At 63.2% G+C, this 19,212-nt stretch carries 14 protein-coding genes and 1 other RNA gene; 6 read left to right on the forward strand and 9 right to left on the reverse strand.

The features are described from left to right. Window positions 1-225: 225 nt before the first annotated feature. Entirely contained in the window at window positions 226-561 is a 336-nt protein-coding gene (locus GEV38_RS18975) for a YbaB/EbfC family nucleoid-associated protein (RefSeq protein WP_003259671.1), read from the reverse strand. 64 nt (window positions 562-625) lie between these two features. Further along, window positions 626-2,698, reverse strand: coding sequence for a DNA polymerase III subunit gamma/tau (gene dnaX / locus GEV38_RS18980; RefSeq protein ID WP_054572349.1), 2,073 nt, complete (start codon window positions 2,696-2,698; stop codon window positions 626-628). A gap of 123 nt (window positions 2,699-2,821) precedes the next feature. Here dnaX and GEV38_RS18985 point away from each other — a divergent pair, with 123 nt between their 5' ends. Next, window positions 2,822-3,589 carry an ABC transporter substrate-binding protein gene (locus tag GEV38_RS18985; RefSeq protein WP_054572350.1) on the forward strand — a complete coding sequence of 256 codons (768 nt, stop codon included), beginning with the start codon at window positions 2,822-2,824 and terminating at the stop codon, window positions 3,587-3,589. Window positions 3,590-3,770: 181 nt separating this feature from the next. Here the strand turns inward: GEV38_RS18985 and GEV38_RS18990 are convergent, their stop codons facing one another. Together GEV38_RS18990 and GEV38_RS18995 are read right to left on the reverse strand one after the other, a co-directional pair. Continuing rightward, on the reverse strand, window positions 3,771-4,046 hold the full coding sequence (locus GEV38_RS18990) for a hypothetical protein (protein ID WP_054572351.1): 276 nt from the start codon (window positions 4,044-4,046) through the stop codon (window positions 3,771-3,773). Between the two features lie 359 nt (window positions 4,047-4,405). Next, window positions 4,406-4,894: a DUF2938 domain-containing protein gene (locus GEV38_RS18995; RefSeq protein WP_061304283.1), complete on the reverse strand. Its 489-nt coding sequence runs from the start codon at window positions 4,892-4,894 to the stop codon at window positions 4,406-4,408. A gap of 81 nt (window positions 4,895-4,975) precedes the next feature. On the opposite strand from GEV38_RS18995, the gene GEV38_RS19000 reads away from it, so the two are divergent. From GEV38_RS19000 to GEV38_RS19010, 3 genes are all read left to right on the forward strand, one after another. Continuing rightward, window positions 4,976-5,410 (forward strand): helix-turn-helix domain-containing protein, encoded by a 435-nt coding sequence (locus GEV38_RS19000; RefSeq protein WP_054572353.1) that lies wholly within the window; start codon window positions 4,976-4,978, stop codon window positions 5,408-5,410. A gap of 124 nt (window positions 5,411-5,534) precedes the next feature. Beyond that, complete coding sequence (locus tag GEV38_RS19005) at window positions 5,535-5,960, forward strand: hypothetical protein (protein WP_015271150.1); 426 nt, start codon at window positions 5,535-5,537, stop codon at window positions 5,958-5,960. Between the two features lie 106 nt (window positions 5,961-6,066). Continuing rightward, window positions 6,067-6,624 carry a hypothetical protein gene (locus tag GEV38_RS19010; protein WP_223997978.1) on the forward strand — a complete coding sequence of 186 codons (558 nt, stop codon included), beginning with the start codon at window positions 6,067-6,069 and terminating at the stop codon, window positions 6,622-6,624. A gap of 154 nt (window positions 6,625-6,778) precedes the next feature. Here GEV38_RS19010 and ffs read toward each other — a convergent pair. From ffs to GEV38_RS19035, 5 genes are all read right to left on the reverse strand, one after another. Then, window positions 6,779-6,875: signal recognition particle sRNA small type (gene ffs, locus GEV38_RS19015), an RNA gene on the reverse strand. Between the two features lie 330 nt (window positions 6,876-7,205). After that, a complete protein-coding gene (gene ligA, locus GEV38_RS19020) occupies window positions 7,206-9,536 on the reverse strand; it encodes an NAD-dependent DNA ligase LigA (RefSeq protein WP_041505748.1) in 2,331 nt (776 codons plus the stop codon). A gap of 238 nt (window positions 9,537-9,774) precedes the next feature. Next, window positions 9,775-10,665, reverse strand: a complete 891-nt coding sequence (zipA, locus tag GEV38_RS19025) for a cell division protein ZipA (protein ID WP_015271153.1) — start codon at window positions 10,663-10,665, stop codon at window positions 9,775-9,777. A 205-nt stretch (window positions 10,666-10,870) separates the two neighbouring features. Continuing rightward, window positions 10,871-14,359, reverse strand: a complete 3,489-nt coding sequence (smc, locus tag GEV38_RS19030) for a chromosome segregation protein SMC (RefSeq protein WP_173895921.1) — start codon at window positions 14,357-14,359, stop codon at window positions 10,871-10,873. A 3-nt stretch (window positions 14,360-14,362) separates the two neighbouring features. Continuing rightward, window positions 14,363-15,022: a GntR family transcriptional regulator gene (locus GEV38_RS19035; RefSeq protein WP_054573087.1), complete on the reverse strand. Its 660-nt coding sequence runs from the start codon at window positions 15,020-15,022 to the stop codon at window positions 14,363-14,365. Between the two features lie 268 nt (window positions 15,023-15,290). Between GEV38_RS19035 and xdhA the strand changes: the two genes are divergently transcribed. Both xdhA and xdhB read left to right on the forward strand, forming a co-directional pair. Continuing rightward, complete coding sequence (xdhA, locus tag GEV38_RS19040) at window positions 15,291-16,745, forward strand: xanthine dehydrogenase small subunit (protein WP_054573086.1); 1,455 nt, start codon at window positions 15,291-15,293, stop codon at window positions 16,743-16,745. Further along, window positions 16,738-19,137 carry a xanthine dehydrogenase molybdopterin binding subunit gene (gene xdhB / locus GEV38_RS19045; RefSeq protein WP_015271157.1) on the forward strand — a complete coding sequence of 800 codons (2,400 nt, stop codon included), beginning with the start codon at window positions 16,738-16,740 and terminating at the stop codon, window positions 19,135-19,137. Before xdhA ends, xdhB begins: the two co-directional genes overlap by 8 nt. Window positions 19,138-19,212 lie beyond the last annotated feature (75 nt).

The raw sequence follows: 19,212 nt of genomic DNA on the forward strand, positions 1-19,212 counted from the left end.
CCATGCGCACATCGCAAGGCTTGCGCGGTCCCTGTAGGAGCGGCCTTGTGTCGCGATGGGGCGCGAAGCGGCCCCAGGTTATCAGCTTCGCAGCATGGATTGCCGGGGCTGCTGCGCAGCCCTTTCGCGACACAAGGCCGCTCCTACAAAGACCGCGCAGGCTGCAGGAACGCACAAAAAAACCGCCGCTGTCATCAGCGGCGGTTTTCGGTAACGCAAATACCCTTAGAACGGCATCTTGAAGCCCGGCGGCAGCTGCATGCCAGCGGTCATGCTGCCCATCTTGTCCTGGCTGTTCTGCTCGACCTTGCGCACCGCGTCGTTCAGTGCCGCGGCGATCAGGTCTTCCAGCACTTCCTTGTCGTCTTCATCAGTCGACATCAGGCTCTGGTCGATGCTGACACGCTTGACGTCGTGACGACCGGTCATCACCACGCTCACCAGGCCACCACCGGACTGGCCGGTGACTTCGGCGTTGGCCAGCTCTTCCTGCATCTTCTGCATCTTTTCCTGCATCTGCTGGGCCTGCTTCATCAGGCCGGCCATGCCACCTTTCATCATGGGGGTATACCTCGATTGGGTCATGTGATGCGGCCCGGCACCGGGCCGGCCGCATGGTTATCCGTTACTGGCCCTGATTAACCAGGGCTTCTACAGGCTCAATAGTATCCTGCCGCACCTTGGCGCCGAACAACTTGATCATCTGCTGGATCAACGGATCCTGCTCGATCGAGGTGACTGCGTCCTGCTGGCGCTCGGCGCGTTTGCGCGCCGCCGCCTGGGCCGGGGTTTCCTGCTCGGGCAGGATCAGCTCGATGCGCAGGTTCAGCGTGCGCCCCAGGTGCTGGTTGAGCGCTTCGTTAAGGCGCCGTTGCTGGGTGGCGTTGAACAGCGCACCCTGGCCAGGGTCCAGGTGCAGCAGCCAGTCGTCGCCATCGACGGCAATCAACGTACAGTTTGCCGCGATGTTGCCTGTCATCCCGGATACAGGCAACTGTGGGAATAATTCCAGCCATTGCAGGGCCAGGCCGGTGGCCGGCTTGGCTGCGGGCAGCGGTTCGGCTGCCGGCTTGGGTGCTTCTTCCTGGACGTGTTCGGCCAGTTCGTCCAGGTAGCTGAAGCCGACCGGGTCGCTTTCGCCGCCGTAATAGTCCTCGTCCAGGGGCGGTTCGTCGTCGCGATCCATGCCCACGGCGGCATAGGCGGACGGGTCGAAGGGTGGCTCGTCATCGTGCGCCGGGGCGGCAGGTGCCGGCGTGGGCGCAGCGGCCGGTGCAGGAGCCGGCGCAGGCTCGGCCACTACCGGTGCGGGCGTTGGCGCGGGCTCTTCCCATGGCAGGTCAACCACCTCTGCCACGGGTTCTGGTGCTGGCTCAGGTTCACTGACCGGGGCAGGCTCAGCTGCCACCACAGGCTCGACAACCGGCTGTGGCGCTGGTTCGACCGGTGCGGGCGCCTGCACTTGTTGCTCGGCAACCGGTGCAACCGGCGCCACGACAGCAGCGGCCGGCGGCGCCACGGCAACCGCCGGCGCTGCCACCGGTGTTGCAGGATCAGCTGTGGCCTGGCTGATCCCCATTGGCTTTAGTACCGGCTTCGGCGCGTCGTCGGTGTCGGCGGGGCGGAACGCCAGCATGCGCAGCAGGACCATTTCGAAACCGCCGCGCGGGTCCGGCGCAAGTGGCAGGTCACGGCGGCCGATCAGGCCCATCTGGTAATAGAACTGCACGTCCTCGGCTGGCAATGCCGAGGCCAGTGCCAGCACCCGCTCACGGTCGCCCTGGCCGTTGTCCACCGCTTCCGGCAGCGCCTGGGCAATGGCCACGCGGTGCAGCACATTGAGCATCTCGGCCAGCACGCCACCCCAGTCCGGCCCCTGCTCGGCCAGGTTGCGCACGGCCTCGAGCAAGGCCCGGGCATCGCCTTCGAGCAGCGCCTGCAGCACCCCGTAGACTTGGCCATGATCAAGGCTGCCGAGCATGGCCCGCACATCGGCGGCCAGTACCTTGCCTTCGCCAAAGGCGATGGCCTGGTCGGTCAGGCTCATGGCGTCGCGCATCGAACCATCGGCCGCGCGCCCCAGCAGCCACAGGGCATCCGGCTCGAACGGCACGTTCTCGGCGGCCAGAACATGGCTGAGGTGCTCGACCACCCGCTCCGGGCTCATGTTCTTCAGCGAGAACTGCAGACAGCGCGACAGGATGGTGGCCGGCAGTTTCTGCGGGTCAGTGGTGGCGAGGATGAACTTGACGTAGGGCGGTGGCTCTTCCAGCGTCTTGAGCAAGGCGTTGAACGAGTGAGTCGAGAGCATGTGCACTTCGTCGATCAGGTAGACCTTGAAGCGCCCACGGCTCGGCGCGTACTGCACGTTATCGAGCAGTTCGCGGGTGTCCTCGACCTTGGTGCGGCTGGCGGCGTCGATCTCGATCAGGTCGACGAAACGGCCTTCGTCGATCTCCCGGCACACCGAACAGGTACCGCAGGGCGTTGAGGTGATGCCGGTTTCGCAGTTCAGGCACTTGGCGATGATACGGGCAATGGTCGTCTTGCCCACACCCCGGGTACCAGTGAACAGATAGGCATGGTGCAGGCGCTGGTTGTCCAAGGCATTGATCAAGGCCTTGAGCACATGGGTCTGGCCGACCATTTCGCGGAACGAGCGCGGACGCCATTTACGTGCAAGAACCTGATAACTCATCGAAAAACCATCGCAGCCTGATCGAGCGGAAGATCGCTAATGCTAGCGGAGCGGGGGCAAAATTGCACCCTGCGCAAGTCGTCTAAGCTTTGAAACTGGCGCGCCATCCAGGGAGGATCGCCTTTGCGAAGACTGCTGGCCCTGTTGCTGCTGTGGAGCACCTACAACCAGGCTGAACAGCCCGTGGTGCGTTTTTCTGTCGCCGAGAGCTGGAGCATGCCGCTGGTGCGCATCGAAGGCGACCAGCCGGTGGAAGGCATGCTGTACGACCTGATGCAGGCCTTGGCCAAGGGAGTGGGCATCCGCCCTGAATACCACGTCATGGCCCGCCTGCGCCTGCAGGAGGCGATGAACAGCGGTGATATCGATGTGCGCTGCTATGTCAGCACCCAGTGGTTCAATGACCGGCCAGGGGATTTTGTCTGGAGCATTCCACTGCTGCACCAGCGAGACCTGCTGGTAGGACGCGCTGGCAATAGTACTCCGCTGCCCCCGGAGCAATTGCCTGCCCAGGCCATCGGTACGGTGCTTGGCTACACCTATTCGACCTTGCAACCGCTGCTCGCCCAGGGTCGCCTGCACCGCGAGGACAGCCGCAGCCAGTTGCTGGTACTGCAGAAGCTGCAAGCCGGGCGCTATCGGCATGCGGTAAGCAACCAGCTGTCGTTGCAGTGGTTCAACCAGGGCCTGCCCACCGAACAGCAATTGCAGGCGCTGGCAGTACTGGAAGAACAGGACCTGGGGTGCATGGTACGCAATGACCCGTCGATACCGACCCAAGGGCTGCTGCGGGCGCTGGTGCGAATGAAGCAGTCGGGGGAGATCGAGCGGATTGTGCAGCGGTATGGGGGGACGGGCAACCAAGAACCCATGTCTGTGGCTCGCCCCTGAGCCACGCATACCTGATGAAAGACAAACCCGCCCGAAAATTGCACACCCGCTGTGGGAGCGGGTTCACCCGCGAACACCGGCAAAGCCGGTGCCATCCATCGCGTCGCGTTCTTCGCGGGTCAACCCGCTCCCACAGGGTTAATTGATATCCCTGCTATCTCTACTTACTCCAAGGCCGACTTCACTGGCTTCTACGCTCAACTGCCAGTGCCACAGCATCCGCCTGCCCCCAGGCAATCTGCATGGCCCGCAACCCGTGCTCCAGCAACTGCCGCGTCTCCTCGTCCTGGCTACGCTCCAGCGCACGCCGGCTGTCGCTATAGGCAAACATCAGGTAGTGGGTGACATTCATCAACGCGAACTCCATCGGCACGATGCCTTCGCTGATGGCGCGGGAAAGGGATTTACCTTGGGGAAGCTCGAAAACGTGGGGTGGATCGGGGACTAGTTTTTTCATGGGTTCACCATACCGGGCTGAGAACACCCTTTCGCTTCCACACGTAGGGCGACAGTTGTACGCGGGGTGGAAGACCAGGGGTATGGTGAGCCCGGCAGGCCGGAGGCCTCCCACGTACAACTGTCATGACGACAGCCACCACACCCCAGGCTTCCACACCCGATCGCTGAACCGACAGCGACCGCAAAAGCCTAGTGGGCGGTGATTCCCGGGACAATCAGACGGGAGTCGACAGAGTGCGTAGGATATTTCGACACCTCCTACAGAAAAAGCGGGAAATTGCCCTGACCGTTGTAGGAAGCATCCTGAAAGCAGATCGCATTCCTGCTACCGATTGCTCGTCTTGAGGAATGTCGCTCTCACACAGCCGCAACCAAACCCGCACTCAAGAACATCCCAACGCCAAACACAGAATGCGTGGCCAGGCTCTTCAAGCAGTTGCGCGCAGGCGTCGGCGTCCTCGACGCAAAGAACCCCGCGCCCATCGCCGGCTGCATGAAGCACAAAGGCGCCACGACCGTCACCACACCAACAACCAGCGCAGGCAACAATGTAGGTGCCAGCAACCAGCCCTCCCCCACGATCATGACCAGCAGCATCGCGAACAGCACGCCGATGGCGTAATGAATCCCCCACCCCAACGCCAGCTCATGCCGCACCGGTTCCGCCTTGGCAATCGCCTGGTGCCGCACACGCCCGTGCAGCAAATGCCCCGCCCAACGCCCGACCATGGCGAAGTTCAGCGTGGCGACACCCATCCGTTTAAGCAGCAGCCCCCACAAGTCCATCACCATCGTGGCACCGATACCAATCGGCAAGGCAGCGGAAAACATCGCAGTAAAGGTCATTGAACAAGCCCTCCAAGTTGACGGTCATCACCATGCCGCGCAGCATAGAAGTTGAAGTCAACTTCAAGTCAAGGGCCCGAAATGGACATTGCCGACGTCGCCAAGCGCACAGGCGTACCCGCCTCGACGCTGCGCTACTACGAGAAGAAAGGCCTGCTCAAGTCACTCGCCGGGCCTGGCCAGCGGCGGCAGTTCGCAGCCGATGTTGCAGACCGGCTGGCGCTGATCGCCCTGGGCCAGGCTGCGGGGTTTTCGCTGGATGAAGTGGGGGCGATGCTGGTGGACCTGCAGGTCGACCGGCAGATGCTGATCGCCAAGGCCGACGAACTGGATGCACGGATCAGGCGCTTGCAGGCAATGAGCAAGGGCTTGCGGCATGCGGCGCAGTGCCCTGAGGAAGATCACCTGGAATGCCCGAAATTCCAGCGGCTGATGAAGCTGTCGGCGGCTGGGCATGGAAAAAACAGAGCAGTTCAACAGCTACCTTTAAGCGCCCAGGATAAAACCACCATCTGAATGCTTCATCATCTGAATAGAGTAATGGCAATACGATATCAAAACGCCATTGCTCAGTGTAGAGTTACGCGCCTCCGCGCCCAGCCGTGCGCCGAGAACAGTACTCACACTCAGGAAATGTTGCATGTCCACAATTCGAAATCTGACCGCTGCCGCACTGATAGCGCTGACCACTGGTTGTGCTACCGGCCTCAATTCGGCCCAAGAGTCGGAACTTGCCAGCTATCGCGCCAGAAACCTCGCGGTTGAAGAAAAAAGCCCAGGGCTTGCTGCCGGCCTTGGCCTGCTTCCAGGTGGCGGCTCGTTCTATGGTCGTGCATATGGCTTTGGCGTGGTGAACCTGCTGTTCTGGCCGCTTTCCATTCTGTGGGACCCGGTGAGTGGGCATGACGCTGCAGAGATGATCAACTACCAAGCCACCAAAGCCCATGTTGCAACGCTGAAAAAGCACGACATGGACGAACTCGATGCCAAGCTGGAATCCGACTCGATCGACCTCAAGCGCTACACGCTCGACAAACGCAGAATCGATGAGAAATACAACCTGTAAAGGCATCTGCCGCACAGCGCGACGCTCGGCCTTTCAATAGTTGAAGCCATACACGATGTATGGCTTTCGTCTTGCACTACCGGCATCTCACTCAAGGATTATTAAAGTGACCTACTTCCGTGTGTTTCTGGTCTCGGTATTTATTGCCCTTTGCACAGGGTGCGCTTCGCCTGCTCAAATCTCCGGAATGTCCGTGGCATCCGACCAGACCGATGCGCAGTTTTACGATCAACGCCTGCATCGCAATATTCAGGTAACCGAAGTAAATGGCGGAGACGCCACCAACCCGCTCTGGACTTCGGAAATCGACGGCCCGGACTTTGGCGCTGCACTCAAACAATCACTTGCCAGTGCTGACCTGCTTGGCGAAGCACCAGCCGCCTACACCCTGCGCGCCAACCTGCTACGCGTCGACCAACCCATTTTTGGCCTGGACTTCGAAGTTACCTGCGAGGCTGAATATACGTTGACCGAGTCCGCTACAAACACCGTAATTTTCCGAGAGATCATCAGGACGCCCTTTACCGCTGGCGTTGGCGACTCCGTTATCGCGATCAAGCGCCTGCGCCTGGCCAATGAAGGTTCGGCACGCACAAATATCAACACGCTGCTGAAGCGCCTGAAGGAACTCAAACTTGAGACCAGACAGGTTTCTTTGAAGTAATGAACGCCTGCTGATAGCGGCTTTCGATGCGGGTAGGACGACAACGCCTACTCCGCTGCATCGGCGCGGTCGCGGCAGGACTGGCGGCCAAACCAGAGCGAAGTTGGGTAAAGCGAGAAATCCTTGAGAATTCAAGGACCTGAAATGGAGGCGGCCCCACCAGCCACACCCCGGCACTCGATGTTCCCGCTATGGCTGCTCCCTTCCGGGCCTGACCAGGTTAACGGGTAATCAATGCGGGGGGACCGATGGGGCCACCACTACAAGGCTCGCTGAGCAGCGAGTGGCGCCATTGTACCGGTCTTGGGGGCAGATACAACCTCTGGAGGAGAAAAAGTCATCATTTCTCAATGACTTGTCCGGGCCGGGGTGGCCTGGAGCTGCCAATTCGCGGGTGAACCCGCTCCTACAGGGTTAGCGCTGACAGCAAGACCAGCGCAGGACTTGTGGGAGCGGGCGTGCCGAGGCGTCGAACCGCCGCGAAGCAGGCGCCGCGGTGGATGGCACGGGCTTCGCCCGTGTTCGCGGGCATGCCCGCTCCCACAAGGACTGTGCAAGCAGCAACATCTGCCATTGGCCTGCTAGACAGCGATGCCCTGCTCGCCCAGGAAGGTGACGAAGGCATCTTCATCAAGCACCTTCACGCCCAACTCACTGGCCTTGGCCAGCTTGGACCCCGCCCCCGGCCCCGCCACCACGCAGTGGGTCTTGCCGGATACCGAACCCGCCACCTTGGCCCCCAGGCTTTCCAGCTTTTCCTTGGCGATGTCGCGGCTCATGCGCTCCAGGGTGCCGGTCAGCACCCAGGTCTGGCCAGCCAGCGGCAAGCCTTCGGCCACTTTCTTCTCGCTGCTCCAGTGCATGCCGAACGCCAGCAACTGTGCCTCGATGTCCCGGGCCAGCTTCTGGTTGGCTTCATCCTTGAAGAACTCGCGCACGGCTTCGGCCTGCTTGGCCGCCAGGGCCTGACGCAGGTCGATACCGTCGGCGGCGATGATCTTGTCCAGGCTGTCTAGCTTGGCCACCAGCTTCTCGGCACCGGTCGGGCCAACGGAGGCGATGTCGAGTTTGGCGATCATCCCGGCCAGGGTGGTGCTGGCAGCGAATTCGGCAGCCAGCTCGCCTTCGTCCTGCAGTTGCATGCCGCTGTCGAGCAGCTGCTTGATGACCTTGCGGTTGTGCTCGTCCTCGAAGAAGTTGTGGATCTCGTACGCAACCTCCAGGCCGATGTCCGGCAGGTAGGTGAGCACTTGCGGCAGCGCTTGCTGCACGCGCGCCAGGCTGCCCAGCGAGCGGGCCAGCACCTTGGCGGTCTCCTCGCCTACGTCCGGGATACCCAGGGCGTAGATGAAGCGCGCCAGGCCCGGGCGCTTGCTGGCTTCGATGGCATCCAGCAGCTTCTTGCTGGACACTTCGGCAAAGCCTTCCAGGCCGACGATCTGGTCGAATTCCAGCTTGTACAGGTCGGCCGGCGAGCCGATCAGGCCTTCGTCCACCAGTTGCTCGACGCTCTTCTCGCCCAGGCCGTCGATGTCCATGGCGCGGCGTGACACGTAGTGGATGATTGCCTGCTTGAGCTGGGCGCCACAGGCCAGGCGACCGACGCAGCGGTACACCGCCCCCTCGCTGGTGGTTTCCTTGCCCTTGCTACGCTTGACCAACTGGGTACGCTCGACCTGCGAGCCGCATACCGGGCACTCACTCGGCACCTGCACCGGGCGCGCATCTTCCGGGCGGCGCTCCAGCACCACCTGCATCACCTGCGGAATCACGTCACCGGCGCGGCGGATGATCACCGTGTCGCCAATGCGCAGGCCCAGGCGGGCGATTTCGTCCATGTTGTGCAGGGTGGCGTTGGACACGGTCACACCGGCCACCTTGACCGGCTTAAGGCGCGCCACAGGCGTTACCGCGCCGGTGCGGCCGACCTGGAACTCGACATCCAGCACCTCGGTCAGCTCCTCCATGGCCGGGAACTTGTGGGCAATCGCCCAGCGCGGCTCACGAGCACGGAAGCCCAGTTCGCGCTGGGCGGCCAGGCTGTTGACCTTGAACACCACGCCGTCGATTTCGTAGGGCAGGCTGTTGCGTCGCTCGCCGATGTCGCGGTAGTAGGCCAGGCATTCTTCGATACCGGCGGCATGCTTGAGTTCGCGGCTGATCGGCAACCCCCACGCCTTGAGCTGTTCGAGGATGCCGATGTGGCTGTCGCCAATGCTCGCAGACACCTGGCCGACGCCATAGCAACAGAACTCCAACGGCCGGCTGGCGGTGATTTTCGAGTCCAGCTGACGCAGGCTGCCGGCTGCGGCGTTGCGCGGGTTGGCGAAAGTCTTGCCACCGGCTTCGGCCTGGGCGGCGTTGAGCCGGTCGAAACCGGCCTTGCTCATGTACACCTCGCCGCGCACCTCCAGCACCGCAGGCCATCCCTCGCCTTGCAGCCTGAGCGGGATGTTGCGCACGGTGCGTACGTTGGCACTGATGTCTTCGCCGGTGGTGCCGTCGCCACGGGTGGCGCCCTGTACGAGCAGACCGTCGCGGTACAGCAAGCTCACGGCCAGGCCGTCGAGCTTGGGCTCGCAGCTGTAGTCGACCGCACCGGGCTGGTCGAGGCCGTCTACCACGCGGCGGCCGAACTCACGCAGGTCGGCTTCTTCGAAAGCGTTGCCCAGGCTGAGCATGGGCACTTCGTGGCGGACCTGGCTGAACGCGGCCAGGGCTGCGCCACCGACGCGCTGGGTGGGCGAGTCGGGGGTTACCAGGTGCGGGTATTCGGCTTCAAGCGCCTTGAGCTCGTTGAACAGGCGGTCGTATTCGGCATCGGGCACACTGGGCTCATCGAGCACGTAGTAGCGGTAGTTGTGCTGGTCGAGCTCGGCACGCAGTTCGTGGATACGGGTTTCGGCGGTCATGGAATTTGTCTTCTCTTGCAAAGCAAAAGAGCAGCCTGGGGGTGGTGCCGGGGGTTTGAGGTATTTATTGCCTGTGTCGGCCTCTTCGCGGGTAAACCCGCTCCTACAGGGACACCACAAACCTCAAGGGCTGTGGTGTCCCTGTAGGAGCGGGTTTACCCGCGAAGAGGCCGGAACAGGCGATAACAACACCCGAACCGACCAGCACGCCCTGAGGCTGCTCTTTCGTCTGGATCTGTCAGCGCTTCTGGGTCAGCGCACGGCGCTCGAACTCGACGATGCGCTGGCGATAGTGCTCGATGGTCTGGGCGGTCAGCACGCTGCGCTGGTCGTCCTTGAGCTCACCGTTCAGTTCGTGCGCCAGCTTGCGTGCCGCAGCCACCATCACGTCGAAGGCCTGCTTCGGATGACGCGGGCCCGGCAGGCCGAGGAAGAAGCTCACCGCGCGGGTGCTGAAGTGGTCGATGTCGTCCAGGTCGAACACGCCGGGCTTGACGGCGTTGGCCATGGAGAACAGCACCTCGCCGTGACCGGCCATGCTCTCGTGACGGTGGAAGATGTCCATTTCGCCGAAGCGCAGGCCGCTTTCCAGAATGTTCTGCAGCAGCGCCGGGCCCTTGAAGCCACCCTCGTCGCGGGAGATGACACTGATCACCAGCACTTCCTCGGCCGGCGGCAGCTCCTTGACGCTGCTGCTGGCAGGCGCAGCACCGTTGCTGCGGGTATTTTCCGCGGCAAAGTCGTCATCGCTGTCGGCAAACAGGTCGGGCTCGCGTGGCTCGGCGCTGAGGTTCAGGTCGCCCTGCTGTGCATCCGCAGCAGCGGTGGCGCGCTTGCCGCGCTTGGCAGCCTTGGCCGGCTTGGGCTCGCGCTCGCGATCACGCGCAGAAGCACTGAGCGACGGCAGGTCGCTTTCGTCCAGCTCAGGCTCCTTGTGGGTATCCAGCACCCGCGACGGGCCAAGCACTTCGGCATTGCCCTCTTCGTCCGGCAGGTTGGAATAACTGCGATCCAGACGGAATTTCAACTTGCCTTTCCCGCCGCGCATGCGGCGCCAGCCGTCGAAAAGAATCCCGGCAATGACAATGATGCCGATGACGATCAGCCACTCGCGCAGACCGATTTCCATGTAATCCCGTGCCTCTATAAAAATATGCTTGAAAACAAAGGGTTCAAAGCCCTTTAACACGTGGCGCCAACTCTATGTTCTGACAGGCGTTTTACCCACGCAAAAAACGAGTGACATTAAGCTAGCACGACCAAAGACAACTTTACACCGTCTGTCGCACATGGCGGGGGCATTTCGCTACGGAATATGCCCTTATCGTCGAGCATCAGGCATCGACCATGGCCATGGCCTCCTCCACGTCGACGGCAACCAGACGTGAACAGCCCGGTTCATGCATGGTCACCCCCATCAACTGATCCGCCATCTCCATGGCAATCTTGTTATGGGTGATGTAAATGAACTGCACGCTTTCACTCATTTCCTTGACCAGACGGGCGTAGCGCCCGACGTTGGCATCGTCCAGCGGCGCGTCGACTTCGTCGAGCATGCAGAACGGTGCGGGGTTCAACTTGAAGATGGCAAACACCAGCGCCAATGCGGTCAGTGCCTTCTCGCCGCCGGACAGCAGATGGATGGTGCTGTTCTTCTTGCCCGGTGGCCGCGCCATGATCGTTACCCCTGTATCGAGTAGATCTTCGCCCGTCAGTTCCAGATAAGCGCTGCCACCACCGAAAACTTTTGGGAAAAGTGCCTGTAATCCGGCATTTATCTGATCAAAGGTATCCTTGAAGCGGTTGCGGGTTTCCTTGTCGATCTTGCGAATGACGTTTTCCAGGGTCTCCAGGGCTTCGACCAGGTCGGCGTCCTGGGCGTCCAGGTAGCGCTTGCGCTCGGACTGCTGCTCGTACTCTTCGATGGCCGCCAGGTTGATCGCCCCCAGGCGCTGGATACGCGCCTCGAGCTGCTCCAGCTCCTGTTCGGTACCCTGCTCGCTGGCCTCGGCCTCGAGAGTGGCGAGCACACCTTGCAGGTCGTAGCCATCGGCCAGCAACTGCTCCTGCAAGGTCTTGCGCCGCACATCCAGGCCTTGGCACTCCAGGCGCAGCTGCTCCAGCTGGCCACGCAGCAATTGGGCCTGCTGCTCGGCCTGGGTACGACGCTTTTCGGCGTCACGCAGTTCGCGGTCGGCTTCGTCCATGTGCAGGCGGGCCTGGCGCATTTCCTCGTCGACGCTCATGCGCCGCTCCAACAGCTCTTCCAGCTTCAGGCGCAGTTCTTCCTGCGGGGCCTCGCCCTCTTCCAGGTTCAGGCTCAGTTGCTCCTGGCGCTCGATCAGGCGCGCGGCCTGCTGCTCCAGGCGCTCCAGTGCCTGCCGGGTGGAGTCGTGCTGGGCACGCAGCGAGCCCAGGCGGACAGCCAGCTGGTGGGCGTGATCCTTGTGCTGGCGGGCCTCCTGGCGCACGCGATCGAGGCTTTCGCGCAAAGTGTCGCGGCGGGCCATCAACTGCTCGCGCTGCTCGGTGTCCTGGGCCATCAGCTCCAGGGCCTCCTGCAGCAGCAGGCGGGCTTCGCCCAGTTGCTCATGTTCCAGAGCGCGCTGTTCTTCCAGTTCGGCCAGCTCTTCCTGCAGGCGCCGGCGGCGCAGTTCGACCTGCTCGGCACGTGCGCGGCCAGCCGACAGGTTGGCCTTCAGTTCGCCATGCAGGCGGCTTTCTTCCTGGGTGCGACGGCGCAGTTGTTCACGCTGTTCTTCAAGGTCCTGCTGCTGCTCGCGCAGGGCCTGCAGTTGCTGTTCCAACTGCTCCAGCGCCGCATCCTGCTCCAGCTGCTCCTGGCCGAGGCGCTCGATCTCCTGGCCGCGTGCCAGCACGCCGCCTTCGGCTTCGCCGCCACGGCGCACCCGCAGGAAGTGTCTACCAACCCAGTAGCCATCGCGACTGACCAGGCTCTGGCCTTCGCCGAGCGACGCGCGCTGTGCCAGCGCCTGGGCAAGGTCTTCCACGGGTTTGACCTGCCCCAACCAGGGCGACAGGTCGACACGGCCTTCGACCTTTTCCAGCAGGCTGCCGGGCAGCGACGAGCCGGTACCGCTCGCCAGCAGCAAGCGCAACTCGCCCTGCTCCAGGCCGGCAAAATCCAGATTACTGAAGTCGTCCACCAGTACAGCCTGCAGGTCGGCGCCAAGCACGGTTTCTACCGCAAGCTCCCAGCCCGGCTCAACCCGCAACCCTTCAGCCAGCCGCGGCCGTTGCTCCAGGCCTTGGCCCTGCAGCCAGTCCGCAGCACCTGCACCCGGCTCCAGGGCGGCCTGCTGCAAGGCTTCGAGCGAGGCCAGGCGGCCGCCCAGGCGTTGCAGGTCGCCCTGCGCCTGCTGTTGGGCCTGGGTGGCCTGCTGCAGTTGTTCACGCGCGCCTTCCAGGCGCTCGACCACCTGCTCTTCGGACAACTGCAACTCTTCCAGCAACATTTCGCTACTGGCCAGCTGCTCGGCCAGTTCGAGCATGGCCGCATCCTGCGGGTCGCTGCCCAGCAGCTCGCGCTCCTCGCCCAGCTTGCGTTGGCGCTCGGCCTGGCGTTCCAGGCTGGCTTCCAGCTGCTGCAGACGCGCCTGCTGCACTTCGGCCTGGCGGCGCGGCTCGGCGGAACGGCTGTTGAAGCTGTCCCACTGTTCCTGCCAGCCGTGCATGCCCAGCTCGGCCTCTTCAAGGGCAGCGGCGGCTTCTTCGGCAGCGGCCAGGGTCATTTCCTGCTCGGGTTCGAGCATTGCCAGCTCTTCGCCCAAGGTAGCCAGCAGGGTGCGGTCGTGCCCGAGGTGCGACTCGGTCTCCAGGCGCGTGCGCTCGGCTTCCTTGAAGTCATCCTGCAACTGGCGCAGGCGCTGCTGGCCGTGCTGGATGCTCTGCTCGACCCGGGCGATGTCACCGGCCACCGAGTAGAAGCGGCCCTGCACCTGGTTGAAGCGCTCGGACAATTCGTGATGGCCATCGCGCAAGCGCTCGATGCTGGCATCGGCATTGCGCTGCTCGGCCACCAGCGCCTCATGGGACACATCCTGGTCGCCGATCACCGCCTCGCGCTGGCGCACCCGTTCGTCCAGATCACGCCAGCGCAAGGCCGACAGGCGCGCCTTCAACTGGCGTTCCTGGGCTTTGTATTCCCGGTACTTCTCGGCTGCCTGGGCCTGGCGGTGCAGGCGCTCCAGCTGGCGTTCCAGCTCTTCGCGCAGGTCGGTCAGGCGCGCCAGGTTTTCCTGGGTGCGGCGGATGCGGCTCTCGGTTTCCCGGCGGCGTTCCTTGTACTTGGAAATACCGGCGGCTTCCTCGATGAAGTTGCGCAGCTCCTCGGGCTTGGCCTCGATCAGCTTGGAGATCATGCCTTGCTCGATGATCGAGTAGCTGCGAGGCCCCAGGCCGGTGCCGAGGAAGATGTCGGTGATATCGCGCCGGCGGCACTTGGTACCGTTGAGGTAGTAGCTGTTCTGCCCGTCGCGGGTGACCTTGCGGCGGATCGAGATCTCGGCGTAGGCGGCGTATTCGCCGACCAGGGTGGTTTCGCTGTTGTCGAACACCAGCTCGATGCTGGCCTGGCTGACCGGCTTGCGGCCACTGGAGCCGTTGAAGATGACATCGGTCATCGACTCGCCGCGCAGGTTCTTCGCCGAACTTTCGCCCATCACCCAGCGCACGGCATCGATGATGTTGGACTTGCCACAGCCGTTGGGGCCGACCACGGCCGCCATGTTGCTGGGGAAGTTGACCGTGGTCGGGTCGACGAACGACTTGAACCCGGCCAGGCGAATGCACTTCAGGCGCATCGGTCAGCCTCGGGCCAACGCCGCCAGCACCAGTTCGCAGCTGCGCTGGCCATAGGCGGTGAGCACCTCGCGAATGCGCGGCAGGTCACGGGCGATCACGGCGTCGAGCAGGCGGGCGAACAGGTCCAGGTAATCGATCATGTTGGCCTGGCGCTGGTCCAGCGACAGGTAGTAGGCACGGCTCATCGCCGGCTGCAGGTTTTCCACGGTTTCCTGCAGGAAAGGGTTGTCAGCGAACGGATAGGCCGCCCGCATGACCGCGAAGCTGTCGGCGACGAAGGCCTTGATGTCCAGCTGGTCATGGGCTCGCTGCAGGCGCTGCTGGATCTCCAGGAACGGGCGCAGGTCGGCATCGGTGCGCCATTTTTGCGCAACCGCGTTACCCAGCAGGATGTAGAACTCGCCCATCAGTGCACACAGGCTGCGCACACTGCGCTCGTCGAGCTTGGTCACATGGGCACCCCGGCGCGGCAGGATCGCCACCAGGTGGCGGCGTTCGAGGATCAGCAGCGCCTCGCGCACCGAGCCGCGGCTGACGTTGAGTGCCTGGGTGACCTTCTGCTCCTGGATACGCTCGCCTGGCGCCAGCTCGCCACGGATGATGCGTTCGGCCAGGTAATCGGCAATCTGCTCGGAGAGGCTGTCCGGGGCCTTGAACGTCATGGTTTTCCTTCAAAATCATTGAACTGGGCACAAGGAGCGGATTGTAGCGTACTTGGCCGCTGATCGCGCAGAGGGGCCTGGCGGTTTATTTGACCTGCAAGGCAACCACACGCCCGGCGCGATCTATGCTTGGAATATGGGCAATGTGTGCGGCCGGGCTTGGACATGAGCAATTTCTTGACCTTTGAGTCAGAAAAATATTGACCAGCTGGACAGCTCTTGCTTAGAGTCCGCCCAACAACAATAAAACCATTGCGAGGCCATCCCCGTGATCCAGTTTCTCGTAAACCAGGAGCTGCGTAGTGAGCATGCCCTGGACCCGAACATGACGGTGCTGCAGTACCTGCGCGAGCACCTGGGCAAACCTGGCACCAAGGAGGGCTGCGCCAGTGGTGACTGCGGTGCCTGCACCGTGGTGGTCGGCGAACTGACCCAGGACGACCAAGGCAACGACAGCATCCGCTACCGTAGCCTCAACTCGTGCCTGACCTTCGTCTCGTCGCTGCACGGCAAGCAACTGATCAGCGTCGAGGGTCTCAAGCACCAGGGCCAGCTGCACAGCGTGCAACAGGCCATGGCCGATTGCCATGGCTCGCAGTGCGGCTTCTGTACACCCGGCTTCGTCATGTCGCTGTTCGCCCTGCAGAAGAACAGCAGCGGCCCCGACCTGCACCAGGCCCAGGAAGCCCTGGCCGGCAACCTGTGCCGCTGCACCGGCTACCGGCCGATCCTCGACGCCGCCGAACAGAGCTGCCGCCAGCCCTGCCGCGACCAGTTCGATGCCCAGCAGGCACAGACCATCAGCCGCCTCAAGGCCATTGCCCCAACCCAGACCGGCGAACTGAACAGTGGCGACAAGCGCTGCCTGGTGCCACTGACCGTGGCCGACCTGGCCGACCTGTACAGCTCGCACCCCGAAGCGCGGCTGCTGGCCGGCGGTACCGACCTGGCACTGGAAGTCACTCAGTTTCACAAGACCTTGCCGGTGATGATCTACGTAGGCCATGTGGCCGAGCTCAAGCGCATCGAGAAAACCGCCAGCCACCTGGAAATCGGCGCCGCCACACCGCTCACCGACTGCTACGGTGCGCTGAACGAGGAATACCCGGACTTCGGTGCCCTGCTGCACCGCTTCGCCTCGCTGCAGATCCGCAACCAGGGCACCCTGGGCGGCAATATCGGCAACGCTTCGCCAATCGGTGACTCGCCACCCCTGCTGATTGCCCTGGATGCGCAGATCGTCCTGCGCCAGGGCGAGCGCCAGCGGGTGATGCCACTGGAAGACTACTTCATCGACTACCGCATCACCGCCCGCCAGGACAGCGAGTTCATCGAGAAAATCATCGTGCCGCGCGCCACCAGCGATTGGGCGTTCCGCGCCTATAAAGTGTCCAAGCGCCTGGACGATGACATTTCTGCCGTGTGCGGCGCCTTCAACCTGAGCATCGAAGACGGCGTGGTCAGCGGTGTGCGCATCGCCTTCGGCGGCATGGCGGCAATCCCCAAACGGGCCCGTGCCTGCGAAGCAGCGCTACGCGGCAAGCCGTGGAACCAGGCTGCCATCGAGCGCGCCTGCCAGGCCCTGGCGGAAGACTTCACCCCGCTCAGCGACTTCCGCGCCAGCAAGGAATACCGCCTGCTGACCGCCCAGAACCTGCTGCGCAAGTACTTCATCGAACAGCAAACGCCGTACATCGAAACCCGGGTGACCGCTTATGTCTAACCATCACGTAGCCAAGAGCCAGGCCGAGATGGCCGAACTGTTCAGCCAAGACCTGACCACCGGGGTCGGCCGCAGCGTCAAGCATGACAGCGCCGACAAGCATGTGTCCGGCGAGGCGGTGTATATCGACGACCGCCTGGAATTCCCCAACCAGCTGCACGTCTATGCGCGCACCGCCGACCGCGCCCACGCGCGCATCCTGCGCATCGACACCACGCCGTGCTATGCCTTCGAGGGCGTGCGTATCGCCATCACCCACGAAGACATCCCTGGCCTCAAGGACATCGGCCCGGTGGTGGCCGGCGACCCGCTGCTGGCCATCGACAAGGTCGAGTTCTTCGGCCAGCCGGTGCTCGCCGTGGCCGCCCGCGACCTCGACACCGCACGCCGTGCGGCCATGGCCGCCATCGTCGAGTATGAAGACCTGGAACCGGTGCTGGATGTGGTCGAGGCATTGCGCAAGAAGCACTTCGTGCTCGACAGCCACACCCACCAGCGTGGCGATTCCGCCGCTGCCCTGGCCAGTGCACCGCACCGCATCCAGGGCACCCTGCACATCGGTGGCCAGGAGCACTTCTACCTGGAAACGCAGATTTCCTCGGTGATGCCCACCGAAGACGGCGGCATGATCGTCTACTGCTCCACGCAAAACCCCACCGAAGTGCAGAAACTGGTCGCCGAAGTACTCGACGTGCCAATGAACAAGGTGGTGCTGGACATGCGCCGCATGGGTGGCGGTTTTGGTGGCAAGGAAACCCAGGCCGCCAGCCCGGCGTGCCTGTGCGCCGTGGTGGCGCGCCTGACCGGCCAGCCGACCAAGATGCGCCTGCCACGGGTCGAAGACATGACCATGACCGGCAAACGCCACCCGTTCTACGTCGAGTACGACGTGGGCTTCGACGACGACGGGCGCCTGCACGGCATCAACTTCGACCTGGCCGGCAACTGCGGCTACTCGCCCGACCTGTCCGGTTCGATCGTCGACCGCGCCATGTTCCACTCCGACAATGCCTACTACCTGGGCGATGCCACCGTGCACGGCCACCGCTGCAAGACCAACACCGCCTCCAACACCGCCTACCGCGGCTTCGGCGGCCCGCAGGGGATGGTCGCCATCGAGCAGGTGATGGACCACATCGCCCGCCACCTGGGCCGCGACCCGCTGGCGGTGCGCAAGGCCAACTACTACGGCAAGACCGAGCGCAACGTCACCCACTACTACCAGACCGTCGAGCACAACATGCTCGAAGAGATGACCGCCGAACTGGAAGCCAGCAGTGACTATGCCGAGCGCCGCGAGTCGATCCGCCGCTTCAACGCCAACAGCCCGATCCTGAAGAAGGGCCTGGCGCTGACCCCGGTCAAGTTCGGTATTTCGTTCACCGCCACCTTCCTCAACCAGGCCGGTGCGCTGATCCATATCTACACCGACGGCAGCATCCACCTGAACCACGGTGGCACCGAGATGGGCCAGGGCCTGAACACCAAGGTGGCACAGGTGGTGGCGCAGATCTTCCAGGTCGATTTCAGCCGTATCCAGATCACCGCCACCAATACTGACAAGGTGCCCAACACCTCACCGACCGCTGCCTCCAGTGGTGCCGACCTGAACGGCAAGGCAGCGCAGAACGCTGCGGAGATCCTCAAGAAGCGCCTGACCGAGTTCGCCGCGCGGCACTACCAGGTGACCGAGGAAGACGTCGAGTTCCGCAACGGCCATGTGCGCGTGCGCGACCAGATCGTCAGCTTCGAGCAGCTGGTGCAGCAGGCCTATTTTGCCCAAGTGTCGCTGTCCAGCACCGGTTTCTACCGCACGCCGAAGATCTACTACGACCGCAGCCAGGCACGTGGCCGGCCGTTCTACTACTTCGCCTTCGGCGCCGCCTGCGTGGAGGTGGTGGTCGACACCCTGACCGGCGAATACAAGATGCTGCGCGCCGACATCCTGCACGATGTGGGTGATTCGCTGAACCCGGCCATCGACATCGGCCAGGTGGAAGGCGGCTTCATCCAGGGCATGGGCTGGCTGACCACCGAAGAACTGGTGTGGAACGCCAAGGGCAAGCTGATGACCAACGGCCCGGCCAGCTACAAGATCCCGGCAGTGGCGGACATGCCGCTGGATTTGCGGGTAAAGCTGGTGGAAAACCGCAAGAACCCTGAGGACACCGTGTTCCACTCCAAGGCCGTGGGCGAACCGCCGTTCATGCTCGGCATCGCCGCCTGGTGCGCGATCAAGGACGCCGTGGCCAGCATCGCCGACTACCGCGTGCAGCCACAGGTGGATGCACCGGCGACGCCGGAGCGGGTGCTGTGGGGTTGCGAGCAGATGCGCAAGGCGGTGGCTGCAGCGCAACCTGCCGAGCCGGAGCTGGAAACCGTCACCCAGTAACTCCGCCGGCCCGCTTTTTGTAGGAGCGGCCTTGTGTCGCGAAAGGGCCGCGCAGCGGCCCCAAAAAACTGTACA

Origin of the sequence: Pseudomonas sp. 13159349 (assembly GCF_013305685.1) — a bacterium.
GTDB lineage: Bacteria > Pseudomonadota > Gammaproteobacteria > Pseudomonadales > Pseudomonadaceae > Aquipseudomonas > Aquipseudomonas asiatica.

What these genes read in the sequence shown, in the direction of transcription:
- GEV38_RS18975 (WP_003259671.1), bottom strand. Translation starts at nt 561, where the DNA reads ATGATGAAAGGTGGCATGGCCGGCCTGATGAAGCAGGCCCAGCAGATG.
- dnaX (WP_054572349.1), bottom strand. Translation starts at nt 2,698, where the DNA reads ATGAGTTATCAGGTTCTTGCACGTAAATGGCGTCCGCGCTCGTTCCGC.
- GEV38_RS18990 (WP_054572351.1), bottom strand. Translation starts at nt 4,046, where the DNA reads ATGAAAAAACTAGTCCCCGATCCACCCCACGTTTTCGAGCTTCCCCAA.
- GEV38_RS18995 (WP_061304283.1), bottom strand. Translation starts at nt 4,894, where the DNA reads ATGACCTTTACTGCGATGTTTTCCGCTGCCTTGCCGATTGGTATCGGT.
- GEV38_RS19000 (WP_054572353.1), top strand. Translation starts at nt 4,976, where the DNA reads ATGGACATTGCCGACGTCGCCAAGCGCACAGGCGTACCCGCCTCGACG.
- GEV38_RS19005 (WP_015271150.1), top strand. Translation starts at nt 5,535, where the DNA reads ATGTCCACAATTCGAAATCTGACCGCTGCCGCACTGATAGCGCTGACC.
- ligA (WP_041505748.1), bottom strand. Translation starts at nt 9,536, where the DNA reads ATGACCGCCGAAACCCGTATCCACGAACTGCGTGCCGAGCTCGACCAG.
- zipA (WP_015271153.1), bottom strand. Translation starts at nt 10,665, where the DNA reads ATGGAAATCGGTCTGCGCGAGTGGCTGATCGTCATCGGCATCATTGTC.
- smc (WP_173895921.1), bottom strand. Translation starts at nt 14,359, where the DNA reads ATGCGCCTGAAGTGCATTCGCCTGGCCGGGTTCAAGTCGTTCGTCGAC.
- GEV38_RS19035 (WP_054573087.1), bottom strand. Translation starts at nt 15,022, where the DNA reads ATGACGTTCAAGGCCCCGGACAGCCTCTCCGAGCAGATTGCCGATTAC.
- xdhB (WP_015271157.1), top strand. Translation starts at nt 16,738, where the DNA reads ATGTCTAACCATCACGTAGCCAAGAGCCAGGCCGAGATGGCCGAACTG.